At 65.2% G+C, this 18,074-nt stretch carries 15 protein-coding genes and 1 tRNA gene; 1 reads left to right on the top strand and 15 read right to left on the bottom strand.

From position 1 onward, the window contains the following. Window positions 1–3: 3 nt before the first annotated feature. From MA09_RS20710 to MA09_RS20640, 15 genes are all read right to left on the bottom strand, one after another. Window positions 4–1,527 (bottom strand): oligosaccharide flippase family protein, encoded by a 1,524-nt coding sequence (locus MA09_RS20710; protein WP_036252688.1) that lies wholly within the window; start codon window positions 1,525–1,527, stop codon window positions 4–6. Beyond that, a complete protein-coding gene (locus MA09_RS20705; RefSeq protein ID WP_036252686.1) occupies window positions 1,527–3,002 on the bottom strand; it encodes an O-antigen ligase in 1,476 nt (491 codons plus the stop codon). The genes MA09_RS20710 and MA09_RS20705 overlap by 1 nt, the downstream gene beginning before the upstream one ends. Before the next feature lie 36 nt (window positions 3,003–3,038). After that, window positions 3,039–3,803, bottom strand: coding sequence for an exosortase-associated protein EpsI, B-type (epsI, locus tag MA09_RS20700; protein WP_036252684.1), 765 nt, complete (start codon window positions 3,801–3,803; stop codon window positions 3,039–3,041). Beyond that, window positions 3,800–4,804, bottom strand: a complete 1,005-nt coding sequence (gene xrtB / locus MA09_RS20695; protein WP_307184160.1) for an exosortase B — start codon at window positions 4,802–4,804, stop codon at window positions 3,800–3,802. The genes epsI and xrtB overlap by 4 nt, the downstream gene beginning before the upstream one ends. A 1-nt stretch (window position 4,805) precedes the next feature. Beyond that, a complete protein-coding gene (epsG, locus tag MA09_RS20690; protein ID WP_373887861.1) occupies window positions 4,806–5,720 on the bottom strand; it encodes a chain length determinant protein tyrosine kinase EpsG in 915 nt (304 codons plus the stop codon). A gap of 69 nt (window positions 5,721–5,789) precedes the next feature. Beyond that, window positions 5,790–7,196 carry a chain length determinant protein EpsF gene (gene epsF / locus MA09_RS20685; RefSeq protein WP_036252682.1) on the bottom strand — a complete coding sequence of 469 codons (1,407 nt, stop codon included), beginning with the start codon at window positions 7,194–7,196 and terminating at the stop codon, window positions 5,790–5,792. Between the two features lie 216 nt (window positions 7,197–7,412). Further along, a complete protein-coding gene (gene epsE, locus MA09_RS20680) occupies window positions 7,413–8,201 on the bottom strand; it encodes a polysaccharide export protein EpsE (RefSeq protein WP_036252680.1) in 789 nt (262 codons plus the stop codon). Between the two features lie 54 nt (window positions 8,202–8,255). Next, window positions 8,256–9,320 carry an EpsD family peptidyl-prolyl cis-trans isomerase gene (locus MA09_RS20675; RefSeq protein ID WP_229440801.1) on the bottom strand — a complete coding sequence of 355 codons (1,065 nt, stop codon included), beginning with the start codon at window positions 9,318–9,320 and terminating at the stop codon, window positions 8,256–8,258. 172 nt (window positions 9,321–9,492) lie between these two features. Continuing rightward, window positions 9,493–10,530, bottom strand: a complete 1,038-nt coding sequence (locus MA09_RS20670) for a GDP-L-fucose synthase (protein ID WP_229440800.1) — start codon at window positions 10,528–10,530, stop codon at window positions 9,493–9,495. 2 nt (window positions 10,531–10,532) lie between these two features. Beyond that, on the bottom strand, window positions 10,533–11,648 hold the full coding sequence (gene gmd / locus MA09_RS20665) for a GDP-mannose 4,6-dehydratase (protein WP_036252678.1): 1,116 nt from the start codon (window positions 11,646–11,648) through the stop codon (window positions 10,533–10,535). 280 nt (window positions 11,649–11,928) lie between these two features. Next, a complete protein-coding gene (locus tag MA09_RS20660; RefSeq protein WP_036252676.1) occupies window positions 11,929–13,311 on the bottom strand; it encodes an undecaprenyl-phosphate glucose phosphotransferase in 1,383 nt (460 codons plus the stop codon). A gap of 18 nt (window positions 13,312–13,329) precedes the next feature. Continuing rightward, window positions 13,330–14,559 (bottom strand): XrtB/PEP-CTERM-associated polysaccharide biosynthesis outer membrane protein EpsL, encoded by a 1,230-nt coding sequence (gene epsL, locus MA09_RS20655; protein WP_229440799.1) that lies wholly within the window; start codon window positions 14,557–14,559, stop codon window positions 13,330–13,332. A 56-nt stretch (window positions 14,560–14,615) separates the two neighbouring features. Beyond that, window positions 14,616–15,344 carry a CAAX prenyl protease-related protein gene (locus MA09_RS20650; RefSeq protein ID WP_081897731.1) on the bottom strand — a complete coding sequence of 243 codons (729 nt, stop codon included), beginning with the start codon at window positions 15,342–15,344 and terminating at the stop codon, window positions 14,616–14,618. 41 nt (window positions 15,345–15,385) lie between these two features. Beyond that, window positions 15,386–17,344 carry an ATP-binding cassette domain-containing protein gene (locus tag MA09_RS20645; RefSeq protein ID WP_036252794.1) on the bottom strand — a complete coding sequence of 653 codons (1,959 nt, stop codon included), beginning with the start codon at window positions 17,342–17,344 and terminating at the stop codon, window positions 15,386–15,388. Between the two features lie 175 nt (window positions 17,345–17,519). Next, window positions 17,520–17,594 (bottom strand) — tRNA-Arg (locus MA09_RS20640). Window positions 17,595–17,940: 346 nt separating this feature from the next. On the opposite strand from MA09_RS20640, the gene MA09_RS25485 reads away from it, so the two are divergent. Next, window positions 17,941–18,072 carry a hypothetical protein gene (locus MA09_RS25485; RefSeq protein ID WP_267872590.1) on the top strand — a complete coding sequence of 44 codons (132 nt, stop codon included), beginning with the start codon at window positions 17,941–17,943 and terminating at the stop codon, window positions 18,070–18,072. Window positions 18,073–18,074: the final 2 nt, after the last annotated feature.

The raw sequence follows: 18,074 nt of genomic DNA, 5'->3' as shown, positions 1-18,074 counted from the left end.
AACTTAGCCTCCCACCGCCTGCGAGCGCGACAAGCCTGCTTTCAGGCGCGACCAGGCCAGCAGCCGGTCGTCGCGTTCGACGACGAACAGCGCACCGTGCACGCCCAGCAGCAGCACGGTCGCGCCAAGAATGAACAGGAAATCCCAGGCCCCGCGGTCGAACAGTTGCTCGGCGGCGCTGGCGGCGACCGCCACCAGGGCGACGCCGAGCAGGCCCGGGGCATAGCCCTGGCCCAGCAGGCGACCGAGCGTGGTCGGCACCGTGCGGCCATGGACGTAGACCAGGAAGATGCTGGTGAATACCAGCGACGCCACCAGGTGGCCCCAGGCGGCGCCATCGATGCCCCACCCCGCCACGCCCACGTAGACGATGGCCAGTCCGGCCAGGGCGCGGGTCACGGCGAACAGGCCGGACACGCGCGGGTGGCCCATGCCGTCGTTGACGAGCGAAGGCAGGCTGGTGAGCGAATCGACGAACTGCGACAGCGCCATCACGGCCAGCACCAGCGCGCCGTTGCGGGCAAACGCGTCGTTCATCCAGTAGCCCAGGATCTGCTGGGCGAACACGGCCACCAGCACCAGGATCGCGGCGTTCAGGAAGACCACGTAGCGGGTGGCCTTCAGGTAGACGCGGTCCAGGCGCGCGTATTCCCCGCTTGCCGCCAGCGCACTGGCCGCCGGGAAGAACACGCCGGACAGGCGGAAGGTCAGGCTCAGCACGCGGTTGGCGAGCGTGGCCGCCACCGTGAAGTAGGCCAGTCCGGTCACGCCGACCAGGGCCCCGATGATCAGCTTGTCGGCGTGGGCGTAGGACAGCGTGGCGAAGCGCGACAGGAAGGAATAGGCCGAAAAGCCGAGCAGCGCATTGCGGAACTGCACCCCGGGCCAGCGCCAGCGCATGCCGGGCAGCAGGCGCCGGATCGCGCCCCACAGGATGGAACAATGGATGGTAGAGGCGACTACCCGCAGCAGGATGACCTCGAACAGGCCGTAGCCCAGCAGCAGCACGCCGACGGTGGCAAGCGGCACCAGGGTGCCGAACACCATCTCCAGGCGCGCCGAGATGTCGTAGCGCATCAGCGACTGCGGCACGCTGTTCAGGTAGCTCTGCAGCTGGCCGGCCAGGAAGCCCAGCGAGGCCAGCTGCAGCGTGGCGGTCGCTTCGGGAATCAGGCGCTGCGGCACCGCGAATACGCCCTCCACCAGCCAGCCGGCGCTGAAGAACAGGCCGAGCGCGCCCAGCAGGCCGATGCCGGTGTAGGTGGCGAGGCCGAAGGAGACGGTCTCGTGGATGCGGTCCTCGTCCTTGCGTGCATTGTGCTCGGCGATGTACTTGACCGAGCCGGCGGTGACGTTGATGTCGATGACGGCGAAATAGCCGACGATGGCCGTGACCAGCGAGTACAGGCCGTAGCCGGCGTCGCCCAGTCCCTTGACCACCAGCGGCACGGTGCCGAGCATGACCAGCGCGGGAATGGCCGCGCCCAGCAGGTTCGACCAGGCGTTACGGGCAAGACGCAGGTTCATCAGGCGGGCACCAGGTTGGGACGCGGCGGCGTGAAGGGCCGCACTGCAGGCGAATTGCCACGACTGGTCACCGGCGCCGCCTTGGCCACCGCCATCGCCAGATAGGGCAAGGCAATACAGACGGCCAGCATCTGGCTGGTGCGCACCTGCGGGAACGGCGTGCCGATCAGGAAGTCGGGGATCATGAAGGCTAGCCCCGCTACCCCGGCCGTGGCCAGCCCGAGCAGTTCAGGCGGCAGCTGCTTGAGGGCGCGGCGCGCGAACAGGACGAAGGTGAGGAGGGTCCCGAACAACAGCACGGTGCCGATCAGGCCGCTCTTGAGCGCGATGTGCAGCACACCGCTGTGCAGGAACAGGCCGCCGTCAGGATTCTGCTGCCACGAGATGTACTGGTAGCCGGTGTACCTGCCCCAGGTGCCGATGCCGGTGATGGGGTTGGCCAGGAAGTCGCCCAGCGCGAACTTCAGTTCCAGCACCCGCTCGCTCTCGGGCCCGAAGCGCTTGGACTGCATGTCGTAGACCAGGCTGGACAGGCCGGTGCCCGCCCCCTTGGTCTGCGACAGGCGCTGCACCGCGACGTAGGCGAGCGCAGCCCCGACCACCGGCAGCCCGGCCGTCATCAGTTGCATGCGGCGCTTGAGCGGGAAGCGCATCATGATGACCAGGAAGGCCAGCATGAAGCCGATCCAGGCGCTGCGGCGGTAGGACAGCAGGATGCACAGCGCGGTGGACACCAGGGTCATCCATTCGATGGCGCGCCAGAACTTCGGACGGTCGGTCTTCACGGTCTGGAACAGGTGGACGGCGGCGATCGCGAAGGCGATGGTGCACACCAGGCTGTCGTTGATGTCGAAGAAGGTCAGGCGGATCTTGATCGCGTTCAGGTTGGCGTAGACGTTGTTCGGGTCGCCCCCGAAGGCAGCCCAGCGTACCAGGCCGAACAGCGAGCGGCACAGGCCGACGATCAGGATGAAATGGGTCAGCTCGATCAGGTGCTCGCGGGTCCGGAAGGACAGCAGCATCAGCGAGATCAGCGGCGCCATCCAGACGATGTTCGAGAATCCCTGCGGGGTCAGCGCCTCGGCCACCGTGACGCCGTTCATCAGGCCGACGGCGAGGTGGCCGAGCAGCAGCACGAACCAGGCCCAGAACCAGGGCCGCAGGTTGCAGGCCGGGGTCGGGTAGCGCTGGAAGGTGGCCGCCACCCGGGCGCAGGCCCAGGCGCCCAGCACGTACCACAGCACCAGGCCGAACAGCAGCAGGCCGGAACCGCGGCTGTAGATGCTGCGGCTGGCGAAGATCGCCATGTTCCCGTAGCTGGTGGAGTTCATGCAGAAATACACCGCCAGGTAGGGATAAACCAGGAAGCGCGGCCACGCGATGCCGATGCCGATCCCCGCGACGGCCGCGATCGACAGGCCGATGATGAAGGCCCACGGCAGCGAGTAGTAAATGTATGGGAGGATCGTGTTCATCAATAGCTCTTAGTTTCTCTCCTGGCCGTCCCTGTCTCAACCCTGCGCCGGTCCCGATGGGGTGGTCGCCGACCCGGCCGCAGCCGAGGCCGCCTCTGGCGCCGCCTCGGCTGCCGATGCCAGTCCTGCGCCCAGCAGGCGGGTACGGTCGCGCGGCGCCATCGTGCCCAGCATGTCGGTCACGAAGCGGTCCTGCACCCGGTAGGCCTGGGCGTCATTGGCCTGGATGGTCGAGACGCGCACCAGCATGCCGTCCGGGATCTCGCCCGACAGGCCGTAGGCCAGGCGCCGCAGCTTCTGCTGGATGCCGGCCCGCGAGGCATGCTCGCCGATCGTGATCCAGTAGGTGATCGGCTCGTTGCGCTCGTGCAGGCGCGCCACCAGGCGCTTGACCGGCAGTTCGCCGAAGCGGGTCGCCAGGTTGTCATCGGCTTCCTTCTGCATCTGGAAGCCCTGGGCCACGTAGCAGACCTCGGGCAGGTGCAGCTGCAGCGACTTGCTCTGGTCGCCGCCATAGGCGATCGACAGCATCACGCGCTGGCCGTGGCCGTTGATGTAGGTGCGCGACAGGGTCTGGTCGTAGATCTTTTCCAGCATGCTCTGCTGCTCCGGATCGGGCGCGAGCGGCACCACGGAAGGGTCGATGCGCCAGTCGCTGAAGCGCTGGGGGATCATCTGTTCCAGGCTGAACTGTTCATGGGGCTGCAGCACGCGCGGCTTGGGCGTGAGCGCGCCGGTCAGTGCCGAGGTGCCGGCCATGGCCACGCCCAATACGATGCTGATGGCGAGACGGCGGTTCATGTTGCCTCCTTCAGGGGGCCCGTCCGCGGGCCCGGCATGCGGCCGCTGCCCGATCCCGGGCCGCCGGTGCCGCCGCCGCTGCCCTCCCCGCGCTTGATCCACCACTGCAGGCCGTTGTCGACCGCCAGGATCAGCAGCAGCGCGGTGACGAACAGCACCATGCCCGCGAAGCCGTGCAGGAAGCCCTGGCCGGCGGCGTCGCCGAAGTAATAGGTGATCAGGGTCAGTGCGATCACGCGGATCACGTTGGCCGTGAACGAGATCGGGATGATCAGGATCGCCAGCGCGATGTTGCGGAAGGCCGACGGGTGGCGCATCAGGTTCAGGTAGAACAGGCCGAGCGCTTCCAGCGTCAGCAGGGTCTGCAGGCCGGCGCAGGCGTCGGCCACCAGCAGCTGGTACTGGCCCATCTGCAGCACCACGCCCGAACGCGAGATCGGGTAGCCCAGGGCGAACAGGATGTGCTCGGTCACCCAGGACACGGCCATCTTCATCGGCATCGTCACCGCCGCCACCAGCTCGCTCGGCAGCGGCACCAGGAACAGCATGAAGAAGAACGGGAACCACAGCACGCGTAGCGCACGGCTGCCGAACTTGAGCAGCACCAGGGCCGCCATCACCACCACGATCGAGCCGACCTCGAACATCAGGATCTTCTGCGAGCGGCCCAGCAGGTGGAACATCAGGCCGAGGGCCAGCACCGGCCAGCCGCTCCAGCTGCCCGAAGGCAGGGGACCGACCGCGGCCATGACCTCGGGCCACTTGCGCCAGATGAGCCAGAGCGCCAGGAAGAAGATGATCGGTCCATGGCCCTGCTCCTCGCCGATCCAGGCGCCGGTGAACAGGTCGTAGAAGGTGGGGCCGAACAGGATCGCCAGGCCGGCGTAGATGGGCCACCATTCGGGCAATGAGCGCCGTAACGCATCGAGGGTGCCGGCCAGGGTCGGGGGGGACGGCTGCGACATTGCTGCCGCCGCCTGGTTCTGTGCCGCCGTCGCCATCTCAGAACTCCACGACCACCGAGCCGACCACTTCGGCGCCGGATTCGGCCATCTGCTCGGCCATGCGGCTGATGTTGGCGATACGGGTCCGGTGCTTGCATGCCACCAGCAGAACGCCGCCGGCACGGCCCGCCACGGCCAGCGCGTCGGCCCCGGCCGCGAACGGCGGCAGGTCGTACAGCACCACGTCGTAGCGGCTTTCGAGCTGGGTATTCAGGTTGCGGAAGCCTTCGCGCGCCAGCAGTTCCTGCGGGTTCGGCGGCAGGGTGCCGGCCGGCATCAGGGACAGGTCGACAAAGGCAGGCACGCGCGAAATGACGTCGAGGTCGGCGCGGCCGGCCAGCAGGTCGGACAGGCCCTGGCGCGGCTTGACGCCGAACATCTCCTGCTGGCGCGGACTGCGCAGGTTGGCGTCCACCAGCAGGGTCTGCTCGCCGAGCTGGGAGAACACCACCGCGAGGTTGGCCGCGAACAGGCTGGAGCCGTCTTCCGGCGTGACGCCGGCGATCGCCAGGGCACGCCGTCCGCGTGCGAACCAGCGCAGCATCAGCTGGCTGCGGATCGCGCGCAGGGCCTCGACCTGTGGCGAGAACGGGTCATAGGCCGCGACCAGCTTGGGCGACAGGTTGGCCTGCCCTTTCTGCAGGTAGGGGTAGGAAAACTGGCGAGCCAGCACCTGCTGGATATCCTCCTCGCTCACCAGCCCGAGGCGCACGGCGGCCTCGCCGAAGCGGATCCCGAGGTCCTTCTGCATGCGCAGGACGCGCTCGGCACTCTCGGGCGTGAGCTTGCCGGAATCGAGCAGCAATGCGCCCATGCTCGAATCGGCGTGAGGTTCGTTCTGCAATGCGCCGTTATGCAATGCGCCCTCATGCGGTGCGCCGGTAGGCAATGCGGATAGCACGGATGAATTCATGATCGTGTCCTGTTCTTTTGGTTCGGAATGCGCCGGTGCCACGCGCGCCTCATGGGCGCGCGTACCACTTCAGTTCAGCCGCAGCAGGCGGCGTGGAGTCATCAGCGCGCGGATGCCGGCGGTGCGCGGGCGCTTCATGCGCCACTCGATGGTGCCGAGCACCGGGATGCCCAGCATGTCCTTGACGTCGCCGGTCGAACGGACCGGGCGGTTGATCAGTTCCAGCAGCAGGGCCAGGCCCACGCCGAGGATGGTGCCCAGCAGGATCGAGACCAGGGTGTTGAGCAGCACGCGCGGGCCCGCGGGCTCGGTCGGCGGCACAGCCGGATTCAGGATCGAGATGTCGGACTGCTCGGACTGGGCCTCGATGCGGGTCTGGGAGAAGCGGCTGCTGGCGGCGTCGAAGGCGCGCTGGGCGCTGTCGAGGTCTTTCAGCAGCACGCCGAGCTCGTCGCGGGTGCGGTTCAGCTCGAGCACGCGGGTCTTCTGGGCCGCCAGTTCGGCACGCAGCTCGGCCTCGCGCTGGCGGTAGACCTGGGCATTGGCCCCCACGCTCTTCGACACGCTGCCCAGGGCGGCGTTCAGCTCGGCGCGCATCTTGCCCACCTCGGCTTGCGCCGACTGGTAGGCCGGATGGTTGCGGCCGTAGCGCGATGCGGCTTCGGCCAGCTTGGCCTCGCCGCTGGCCAGGCTCACGCGCAGGCTCTGCACCAGGGCGTTGTTGGCGACGTCGGGCGAGCCCACGCCGGTAGCCATGCGTTCGCGCGAGCTGGCTTCCATGGCCTGGGTCTGGGCCGCGACCAGCTGGGCCGAGAGGTCGTTCAGGCGCGACAGCTCGACGTCCACGCGGTTGTTGTCGAGGCTGACGATGCCCTTCTCCTGCTGGTACTTCGACAGGCGCGCCTGCGCGGCTTCCACGTTGTCGCGCAGCTGCTTGGTCTGTTCGTTGAAGTAGGACGAGGCTTTCTTGGCCGGCTCGGTCTTGAGCTGGACGCTGATTTTCTGGTATTCGTCGGCGAAGGCGTTGGCGACGGCGGCGGCGAAGGCGGGGTCGGCGCCCTTGAAGCTGATCTCGACCACGCTCGACTCGCGCGAGGGCATGATCTCGAGCTTCTTGAGCAACAGGTCGGCCAGCCAGTCGCGCACCGAGCCCTTGCCTTCGCTGGCTTCGCGCCACTGCGCCTGCACGGCCGGGCTCGACGCGAGGCGCAGCGAATCGACCACCCGCAGCGCCACGTTCTTGCTGGTGATAATGTCCATCTGGGTGGCCATATAGCCCGGCATCAGGTTGCCGGGCATGGTGAGCCCGCTCACCGGGTCCACCCCCTTGTAGTTCAACAGCACGGATGCGGTTGCCTTGTAGGTCTTCTGCTGGATCAGGCTCCAGCCCAGCGCAAGCAGGACCGTGACCAGCAGGGTTCCTAGGATGATCTTCTTCCTGGCGAGAAGAATGAGCAGGAATTGTTGAACGTTCATGGCCTTACCTTTGCATCAGATGCCTTTGACAGCGGGTGGACAAAACGGGTGAGTCTGGTGAATCTTTACAGTTTCGTAGGGTGGGCGGCTCGAGAATCGGTCCACTGGACCAATTCACCCCACGCGGTCAAATCACAGTACTGCAGCCTGAGCGGCTATGCATCATCCAACTATCACCGCGCGGAGAATCCGCCCACCCTGCGCAAAACCACAAGCTCAAAACCACGATTCACGCACGACGATGACATCGTCCACTTGAACCGGGTCACTGGCCTTGACATCAATCGTCACCGGGTTGCCGCTGGCGTCCTTGCGGGTGACTTTCATGCCGTTATTGCTGCCGCGCATGCTCAGGCCACCGCCGGCCGAGACGGCCTGCTGGACGGTCATGCCGCGTTCGAGGCGGAACGGACCCGGGCGCTGGACTTCGCCGGTGACATAGGCACGTGGGGCGCGCTCGACGTAGATGATGTCGCCGCCGGACACTTCGTAATCCTTGTTCAGCTCGCCCTTGCGGACCATGTCGACCACGTCGATGGTCTCGCGCGTGGTGTTGCCGTCGCGGGTGCGCACCAGGCTGATGACGTCGCCGCCGTCGCCGTGGATGCCGCCAGCCATCGCCAGCAGGTCCAGCACCTTGCGGCGCCCTTCCACCGCATAGCGGCCCGGACGGTTCACATAGCCCAGCACCGACACCTGCTGGCTGGCCAGCGTGGTCACCAGCATGTTGACCTGGGCCTTCTTCAGGTAGCCGCCCTTCTCCAGCAGGTCGCCGATCTTCTTCTCGGCCGCAGCCACCGACAGGCCGCCCACCGCCACTTGGCCCAACAGCGGGAAGGTGATGTTGCCGCTTTCGCTGACGCGGGTCTCGAGCGAGAGGTCCGGGCTGCCGTAGACGGACAGCTTGACCACGTCGCCCGGTCCCAGCAGTACTTCGGCGGCACCGGCGACACCCATGCTCAGCACGAGCGCAGCTGCCATCATCCACTTGACGAATCGTTTCATGATTGCTCCTTCAATTCCTGTTATTGCTGTTAGTAGATTGAGTCGATGAGGTCATTACTTCAGGCCGGCGACACCACGTTCGAGCGCAGACTTGTCGGTGGCAGCGCCGGTTTCGGCCGGCGGCGCCACGGACTGCCCGGCTGGCCCGGTCGCCACCGCGGTCGCGGACGGATCCGCAGTGATGGCCGGGGTGCCCGCGGCCGGCGCCGCCGCAGGGGCGCCGCCTGCCGGAGCGTTCGGGTCCGGCTGATAGTCCTTGTTCAGGTAAGCAATCTTGGCGGTACCGCGCAGGCGCTGGATCTCGGCGGCGGCCAGCTCCTTGTTCTTCTTGTTCATCAGGTACTGGCTGATCTGCGGTGCGGCGATGGCCAGGGTGACGGGCGCATCGCGTACTTCGGCGATCGAGATCAGCATGGCGCGGTCGCCTTCCTTGACTGCGAACAGTTGGCCTTTCTGCATCGACAGCAGCTTGGCGGACAGCTGCGGGTTCAGGTCGGCGGTGCTGCGCGTGACCTGGGCGCGGCCGTACTTGATGTTGCGCGCGTCGAGGAACACGGCCACTTCCTCCAGCGACTTGGCGTTGTCGGCGGCGGCACGCACTTCCGGCGTCAGGTCGCTTGCCGAGAGGATCAGCTCGTTCATGGCGAACTGCTTGCGGTTGCTGAAGAACTGCGGGTTCTTGTTGAAGTAGTCTTCCACTTCGGCCTGCGACGGGCGCACCGGCTCGCCGAGTCGCTTCTGCATGTAGGCCTGGGCGATGATCAGCGAGCGCGCACGCTCGATGGCCTGCATCACTTTCGGATCACGGTCGAGCTTTTCCTTGGCAGCCTCGCTTTCCAGCAGTTCGCGGTCGATCAGGGCCTGCAGCACCTGCTTGCCGGCCACCTGCTGCTGCTGTGCGCCGACGCCCAGGCGCTGCAACTCCTCGTTCAGCTGCAGTACGGTGATTTCCTCGCCGTTGACGCTGGCCAGGGCCTGGCCCGGCTTCGACTCCTTGGGTGCTTCATCCTTGCTGCAGCCGGCCAGGGTCGCCGCACACAGCACCAGCGCCGCCGCAGACAGCATGCGCCGTGGGGTTGGGAAGGAGATCTGGTTGGCTGCCAAATGGAAGGTTTTCAAGATAATTTCCTCGACGTTGGTTAGCGGGCGAGCCCGCCGCTTGTTCTCTTTTTATCGTGCCCCGTACAAGAAGTCAGGGATGATTCAGCACTCATCCATTCTGGGTTCCGCACGATTCCTTCTCTGTTCGTCAATTAACAAACTGCTAGCACGCCCACACAGTTGAGGGAACTCATGCCGCCACCGAGGTTACGCCACCTGGCCCGCGTCCCAGCAGCTCGGCCGGGACGTCCTGCGGACCGAGCTCTTCCGCTTCCTGCTCGGCAACAAAGGCTTCGTAGGCGCGGCGCAGGCCTTCCTGCAACGGTGTGCTGGCGCGCCAGCCGAGTGCGGCCAGCTTCGACACGTCGAGCAGCTTGCGCGGCGTGCCGTCCGGCTTGCTGGCGTCGAACACGATGCGGCCGCGGTAGCCCACGGTCTCGCCCACCAGCCGCGCCAGCTCGGCGATCGTGACGTCCTGACCGGTGCCGACGTTGATGTGCGAATGCATGGGGTCGGTGTTGGCCGCATAGACCTGGTGCGGCAGGTTCATCACGTAGACGCTGGCAGCCGCCATGTCGTCCACGTACAGGAACTCGCGCATCGGCTTGCCGCTGCCCCAGATGACCACCTCCGGCGCGTTGTTTTCGCGCGCTTCGTGGAAGCGGCGCAGCAGGGCCGGGATCACGTGGCTGTTTTCCGGATGATAGTTGTCGCCCGGGCCGTACAGGTTGGTCGGCATCACGCTGCGGTAATCGGTGCCGTACTGGCGGTTGTAGCTCTCGCACAGCTTGATGCCGGCGATCTTGGCCATGGCATAAGGCTCGTTGGTCGGCTCGAGGATGCCGTTCATCAGGTACTCCTCGCGGATCGGCTGCGCCGCCAGCCGCGGATAGATGCAGGAGGAGCCGAGGAACAGCAGCTTCTGGACGCCGGCGCGCCATGCTTCATGCACGACATTGGCCTGCACCATCATGTTGTCGTAGATAAATTCCGCCGGATACGTGTTGTTGGCGTGGATACCACCCACCTTGGCCGCGGCCAGGTAGACCTGGTCGATCTGTTCGGTACGGAAGAACTCGCGCACCTGCGCCTGGTCGGTGAGTTCCAGTTCGGCGTGGGTACGGGTGACGATGTTGGTGTGTCCCCCGTTGCGCAGGACGCGCACGATGGCGGAGCCGACCAGGCCACGATGGCCGGCGACGTAGATTCTGGGCTGATTGTTCGACACGCTTACTCCAATGAAAGTGCAACGTTGTAGCCATGCGATGCGAGCAGCTTGTGGCGGCGCGCCGTGTCCAGGTCATGCGCCACCATCTCCTGCACCATCGCTTCGAAACTGGTTGTCGGTTCCCAGCCAAGGCGCTCGCGCGCACGGCTTGGGTCGCCCAGCAGGGTCTCGACCTCGGTCGGACGGAAATATTGCGGGTCCACGGCGACGATGGTCTGGCCGACCTTGACGCCCGGCGCGCGGTCGCCCGCTACCTTCGCCACCACGCCGCGCTCCTCGACCCCCTCCCCCCGCCATGCGATCTCGATGCCGAGCTCGGCTGCTGCGACCTCGACGAACTGGCGCACCGAGTACTGGCGCCCGGTGGCGATCACGAAGTCTTCCGGCTTGTCCTGCTGCAGCATCAGCCACTGCATGTGGACGTAGTCGCGGGCATGGCCCCAATCGCGCAAGGCACTCAGGTTGCCGAGGAAGAGCCGGGGCTCCAGGCCCTGGGCGATGTTGGCCAGCGCGCGGGTGATCTTGCGGGTGACGAAGGTCTCGCCGCGGCGCGGCGATTCGTGGTTGAACAGGATGCCGTTACAGGCATACATGCCGTAGGCCTCGCGGTAGTTCACGGTGATCCAGTAGGCGTACAGCTTGGCCACCGCGTAGGGACTGCGCGGATAGAAGGGCGTGGTCTCGCGCTGCGGGATTTCCTGCACCAGGCCGTACAGTTCGGAGGTTGAGGCCTGATAGAAGCGGGTTTTCTTTTCCAGTCCCAGGAAGCGGATCGCCTCCAGCAGGCGCAGGGTGCCGAGGCCGTCGACGTCGGCGGTGTACTCGGGCGACTCGAAGGAGACGGCTACGTGGCTCATCGCCCCCAGGTTGTAGACCTCGTCCGGCTGCACCTGCTGCAGGATGCGGGTCAGGTTGGAGGTATCGGTGAGGTCGCCGTAGTGGAGGATCAAGCGCGGATTGTCGGCGTGCGGGTCCTGGTAGATATGGTCGATGCGCCCGGTGTTGAACAGGGAGGCGCGGCGCTTGATGCCGTGGACCTCATAGCCCTTTTCGAGCAGCAGCTCCGCCAGGTAGGAACCATCCTGGCCGGTAACGCCGGTAATCAGTGCTTTCTTCATATTGTTTTCCCGTGCGGAACCAGACGAACACCAGCTCCGATAGTTGCAAACTCATCAACGATTCTACGCAGCCCGTGTGGTCATGCAAGCAAGATGCCAATCGTGCGCGTTGCTTTTAAGTTGAGCTTAAGCGAATAATTGCCAACTTGAATTTAAAGTGTTTTCACCAGTAAATAACTACACATTGAAAGCAGTTAATTACTTTTCGCAATACGACGATTTCCGATCACCCTGTCGTTCGATGCCCGCGGCACCGCCGGGTTCAATGCGACCGGTGCGCTCAGTGCGCGTTCTCGCGCGTCAGCACGACCTTCACGGTCTTGATGATGATCCACAGGTCGAGCCAGAGCGACCAGTTGCGCAGGTAATCGAGGTCGTACTGGATGCGCGCTTCCATCTTGTCGAGCGTGGCGGTTTCGCCGCGCAGGCCGTTCACCTGGGCCCAGCCGGTAATTCCCGGCCGCACCTTGTGGCGCAGCATGTAACCCTTGATCAGCTTGCGGTACTGCTCGTTGTGGGCGACCGCGTGCGGACGCGGTCCAACCAGGCTCATGCGTCCTTGCAGCACGTTGATGAACTGCGGCAGCTCGTCGAGCGAGGTGCGGCGCAGGAAGCCGCCAACCTTCGTCACGCGCTGGTCATTCTTCTGCGCCTGTACCACGTTGGGGCCGTCTTCGGTCACGGTCATCGAGCGGAACTTGTACACGAAGATTTCTTCGCCATACAGGCCGTAGCGACGCTGGCGGAAGATGACGGGGCCAGGCGAGCTGAGCTTGACGGCCATGGCGATCACCAGCATCAGGGGCGCCAGCAGCACCAGGATGATGCTGCCGATGACGATGTCGCTGCCGCGCTTGATCACGCTGTTCCAGCCCATGAAGGGAGTCTCGCTGATCGCGATGACCGGCATGCCGCCGACGGTGTCGAACCTGGCCTGCATCAGGTCGAATACATAGACGTCCGGCAGGAAGTAGACCGAGGCCGTGGTGTCCTTCAGCTCGTCGATCAGCTTGCGGATGCGCGGCTGGGCCGAGATCGGCTGGCTGATGAAAATCATCTTGATGTTGTGCTGACGCACGTAGTGGCACACGTCCGCCATGCCGCCCAATACCGGATGCCCCACCTCGCTTGGGCGGCGCTCGTCGTTGCGGTCCTCGAAGAAGCCGCAGACTTCCATGAACAGGTTCGGGTGACGTTCGCACACCTTGGCAAACTTGATGCCGACATCGTTGATGCCGACCACCACGATCGAACGCACCTCGCGCTTGCGGTCGCGGCTGCCGGTGGCCTTGCGCACCGCCAGGTGGCTGGCCAGGATCGTCACCGGCGTGGCGATGAACCAGGCCAGCAGCACGCGCTCGTCATAGAAGTACTTCAGGCCGCTGGCCGAGCCCAGGAAGTACAGCACCGCGATGGTCAGGCACCAGCCGAATACGGTGTCGCGCGCATAGGCCAGCATGCGGCCGCTGCGCCAGGTGCGGTAGGGATCGACATGCTGGTAGATCGAAGACGAGATGAAGAACGCCAGGATCATCAGCACCAGCGAGTACCCCGAGAACGGCTCCTGGTAGTACAGCGTGGCCAGGTACAGGGTCCCCATGATGATCAGGGGATCGAGCACGCGCTGGAAAAACGAGATGATCGGGATGTCGTTGACCGTCATAAGTCACTTCATGGTGCTTCAGAACAGCACGTTCGCGTTCACCATCACGGTGTTGGCGTCGAATTTGCCCAGGTTGAGCGTCTGCGAACCGCTGCGCGACTGGTGCTGCCAGCCGGCCGAGACCGCGACCTTGCGCTTGACCTGCCAGGTGGCGCGCAGGCTGGCCGTCTTCAGCGTATCGTCCAGGTCGCCCAGGCTGGCGACCCCGACCGAGCGAGGGTTGTAGGCGCGCTGTTCGTAGGCGGCGTTGGCGTCGACCTTGATCTTGCCGGTGGCCTGCCAGCTGGCGCCGACGCTGGCGCCGCGGTTCAGCGTGTAGCTGACGATGGAGCTTTCGATCGGGGCGAATTCGCGCCATACCGAAGCGTTGTAGGTCACCTTGCCGCGCGGCTGGTAGTAGGCGTTCACGCGGCCGTTGAAACCCTTGGTGCTACCTTCCCCGAACGAGGGCTGCTCGCGGCGCACATAGCCGGCCAGGGCCTGCACGGTCGTCGATCCGGTGGCGTACCAGTTGACGCGCACCTTCAGTTCGTCCTGGGTGAAGTCGTCGTTCAGCACCCCGATCGTGGTCGGGCGCCGAAACGGGTATTCGCCCTCGACACGGCGCGCCACCAGGCCAACCGAGCTGCCGCTCTTCGGCCGATACAAGAGTTCGACTTCGGAGGCCTTTTCGGTGCGGTTGTTCCAGCGCTGGCGCAGCAGCTCGTATTCGTAGCGTTCGCGGGTGAAGCCGGTGCGCAGCTTCCAGCTCGGGTGCATCTTCCAGCCGGCATCGAACCATTGGCGGCGGCGCTCGCGCACGTTGCGCTCGTCGCTGAAGAAGTCGGTGTACGAGGACAGCGAGCGGTCGTACAGGGTGCCGGCCTGCCCTTCGAACTTGTTGCCCAGCTCCCAGAACCAGGTCGCCTGCAGGTCGCGGCCGTCGTAGTCGAGCTGCTTGAAGAAATCGAAGTCGACCTTGGAAGCCTTGGCCACCACCGCCACGCGCTGGCGGCTGATGCGCTTGTTGTACACGACGCCGGCCTCGGCCTGGCGCCAGCGGTCGCTGCGCTTGCCCCCGAAGGCCGGCCGGTTGTCCGGCACCCGCAGCAGGTTGTCGTCATAGCCCCAGCCGATGCCGCCATACAGCTTCAGGCCCTCTTCCGGCTGTTGCTGCTGCTGGGCGGCCGCCTGGTGGGCCGGGAACATGAACATGGCACCGATAAACAGGGCGATCGGGCGCAGGGATGGGTGGCGTAAAGGCATCATATTGTTTGTCTTTTCCGAAGTCATTGCGCTTGGGTGATGATCGGTTTGCGTGCGGATTACCAGAAGGCCCAGCTGCCGGTTGCGACCACCCAGGCGCCGAGCAGGCCATTGGTGACAGCGTGGGCGATCACCGCAGACCAGAGGTTGCGGTGACGCATGTAAAGGAGGCTGTAGGCCACGCCGGCGACGATGCCGGCCAGCCACAGGTTGTGTTCGAAGCCGAACAGGACGACCGACACCAGGAAACCCTTGATGCCGACCCGCGCCGGCTCAAGCGCCTCGAAGTCGGCGGCATCGACCCAGCGCATCACGAAGGAGCGCCAGAACAGTTCTTCCATGACGGGCACGACCAGGGCGGCGCCGGCGATGCGGATGACGATCAGAAGCCAGTCGAGCTCGCCGTTGGTGCGGGGGTCGTAGCCCGGGCTCGAGCCGAGCGTCATCCAGGGCGCGTCGAGGTTGATCCAGAGGACCAGCACGAGCACCCCTGTCGCCACCGACACCAGCAACTGCCCCGCAGTGGGCAGCGGCGCGCGCAGCTCGTGGTAGCGGCGCCAGAACACGGCCAGCAGGATGGCCACGGCGCCGATCTGCACCGGGTAGAGCCAGCGCAGGTCGGCGCGGGACATGCCCGTGCGCTCGAGCATGTCGCCGAGGATGATGAAGAAGATGTAGGCGCCGAAAGGCAGGATCCGCGCCCAGGCGGCGCGGCTGAAGAGGGGTGCGTCGACCGATAACGCGGCTTGTGGTGATGGAGCGGTACGGGAGTCGTTGTGCTCGGTCATGTCCTTGTAGAGCAGGCGCCTGGCCTGCCTGGTTAGTTACGCTACTCGCCCCTTGCGCGGGCTTCGATGCGTTCCCAGCGTTCGAGGGCGTCGAGCAGCAGGTCGTCGATCTCGGCGTGGCGCTCGCTCAGGCGCCGCGCATCGCCGGGATTCTGCTTGTAGAAGTCCGGCGAATTCAGCTGGGCTGCAATCGCCGACTGCTCATCTTCAAGAGTCGCGATCAGCTGGGGAAGTTCCTCCAGCTCGCGTTGCTCCTTGTAGCTCAACTTTACCTTTTTACCAGACCCGCTCTGTGCGGTAGATGACATTTCACCAGCTTTGGCTGCTGAGTTGACGGGCGCTGCGGGGGGCGCCGCAGGGCTCTTCGCAAGAGTGGCGGCGGCCTTCGCCGATGCTGCAGGCTCGCTGGCGCGCGCACGTTCCCAGTCGGTGTAGCCACCGACGTATTCGCGCCACAGTCCGTCCCCTTCGGCAACGATCACCTGGGTCACGACATTGTCGAGGAAGGTACGGTCGTGGCTCACCAGGAACACGGTGCCGGCATATTCCTCAAGCAATTCCTCGAGCAGTTCCAGGGTTTCGATGTCGAGGTCGTTGGTCGGTTCGTCCAGCACCAGGCAGTTGGCCGGCTTGGCGAACAGGCGCGCCAGCAGCAGGCGGTTGCGCTCACCACCGGAAAGCGATTTCACGGGCGAGCGTGCGCGTTCCGGTGCGAACAGGAAGTCGCTGAGGTAGGTCATCACATGCTTCTTCTGGCCGTTGATCTCGACCCAGTCGCTGCCCGGCGAAATGGTATCGGCCAGGCTCGCCTCGTCGTTGAGCTGGGCGCGCATCTGGTCGAAATAGGCGACGTTCAGGCGGGTGCCGAGCTTGACCGTCCCGCTGTCGGCCGTCTCTTCGCCGAGGATGATCTTGAGCAAGGTGGTCTTGCCGGCGCCGTTCGGGCCGATCAGGCCGACCTTGTCGCCACGCATGATCGTGCCCGTGAAGTTGCGCACGATGACTTTCTCGCCGAACGACTTCGAGATGTTTTCCATGTCGGCGACGATCTTGCCCGAGCGTTCGCCGGCGCCGATGTCGAGGCGGACCGTGCCTTGCTGCTCGCGCCGCGCCGCACGCTGCAGGCGCAGCGCCTCGAGGCGGCGCACCCGGCCTTCGTCACGGGTACGGCGCGCCTGCACGCCCTTGCGGATCCAGACTTCTTCCTGGGCCAGGAACTTGTCGAACTTGGCGTTCTCGACCTCCTCGTTGGCAAGCAGCTCGCGCTTGCGCTCCTGGTAGGTCGAGAAGTTGCCGGGGAACGAGAGCAGGCGCCCACGGTCGAGCTCGATGATGCGGGTGGCGACGTTGTCGAGGAAGCTGCGGTCGTGGGTAATGAACAGCACCGAGCCGCGGAACTCGCGTAGCAGGCCTTCGAGCCACTTGATCGAGGTGAAGTCGAGGTGGTTGGTCGGTTCGTCCAGCAGCAGCACGTCGGGGCCGGACACCAGCGCCACGGCCAGGGCCACGCGCTTCTGCATCCCGCCCGACAGCGTGCCCATCCTTGCATCGCGGTTCAGCCCGAGGCGGTCGAGCGTGGTGTCGACCTTGTGCGCCAGGTTCCAGCCGTCGACGGCGTCGAGCTTGAGCTGGAGCTCGTGCATGCGCTCCATCAGCGCCTCGTCGTTGCCACCGCCGAACTGTCCGGTGAGGGATTCGTACTCGGCCAGCATCGCCTGCTGGTCGCCCATGCCGGCGGCCACCGCATCGAACACGCTCGCTTCCGGATCGAAGACGGGTTCCTGCTCGACATAGGCGATCTTGACGCCCTGCTGCATGACCAGCAGGCCGTCGTCGAGCCTGGCGCGACCCGAGATGATCTTCAGCAACGAAGACTTGCCGGTGCCGTTGCGGCCGATCAGGCCGACGCGCTCGCCGGTCTCCAGGGAAAAGTCAGCGTGGTCGAGCAGCGCGACGTGGCCGAAAGCCAGTTGCGCGGAAGTGAGGGAAATGACAGCCATGATCCGTGAACCGTCCGCCGCCGCTACATGGCGCGGACGCAAAATGTTGAAAGAAGCGCCCATTGTACCGACTGGCAGCCGAGCGCCCCAGTTTCCTGGGACCAGGCAAGCAAAGACGGGCCGCACGGGGCACTGGTGAAGTCTGTGGAAGCTTTGCCCGGATGGGCCTTGAAGATGGTGTCGCCAGCAGGAATCGAACCTGCATCTAAGTCTTAGGAGGACCTTGTACTATCCATTGTACTATGGCGACACATCGCCCCATGCTGAGCGCGCGGGTGCAGACTCGTCATGGAGTCCCATATTGTACCAGCCGGCTTGCCAAATCAGAACAGTGGCAAACGCGCCACTTTCACCCTTTTTCCTGCAAATAGGTTCACATGCCACGAGCATTTTTATTTACTGGCGCAATTTTATTATCAAATTGAGATATTAGTGTTCAGTTTTTCAACTATCCAGCGCGGTGACCCTGGCCCGCCTGCTCCGCATCTCCTGCACCATGCTGTGGCTCTTCGCCCTGCTGGGCACGCCTGCCGCGGCATCCGCAACGCCGATCACGGTGGACGAGACAATCGGCCAGGCCTTGTTGTCGGATTCCGGTGACGATACGCAGCGGGCTGCCTGGCGCCGAGCTCGGGATCGGCAACGGGGAAGGCGGCGCCCGGGAACGCCAGGAGCTGCCGCCCTTGGGCGCGCTGTGCGTCCACGGCGCCCGCCGCCGCACCCGCTGAGT

Source organism: Massilia sp. BSC265, assembly GCF_000740675.1.
Taxonomy (GTDB): domain Bacteria; phylum Pseudomonadota; class Gammaproteobacteria; order Burkholderiales; family Burkholderiaceae_D; genus Telluria.
The sequence above is the reverse complement of the archived record's forward strand: the minus strand, read 5'-3'. Positions and strand labels throughout refer to the sequence as shown.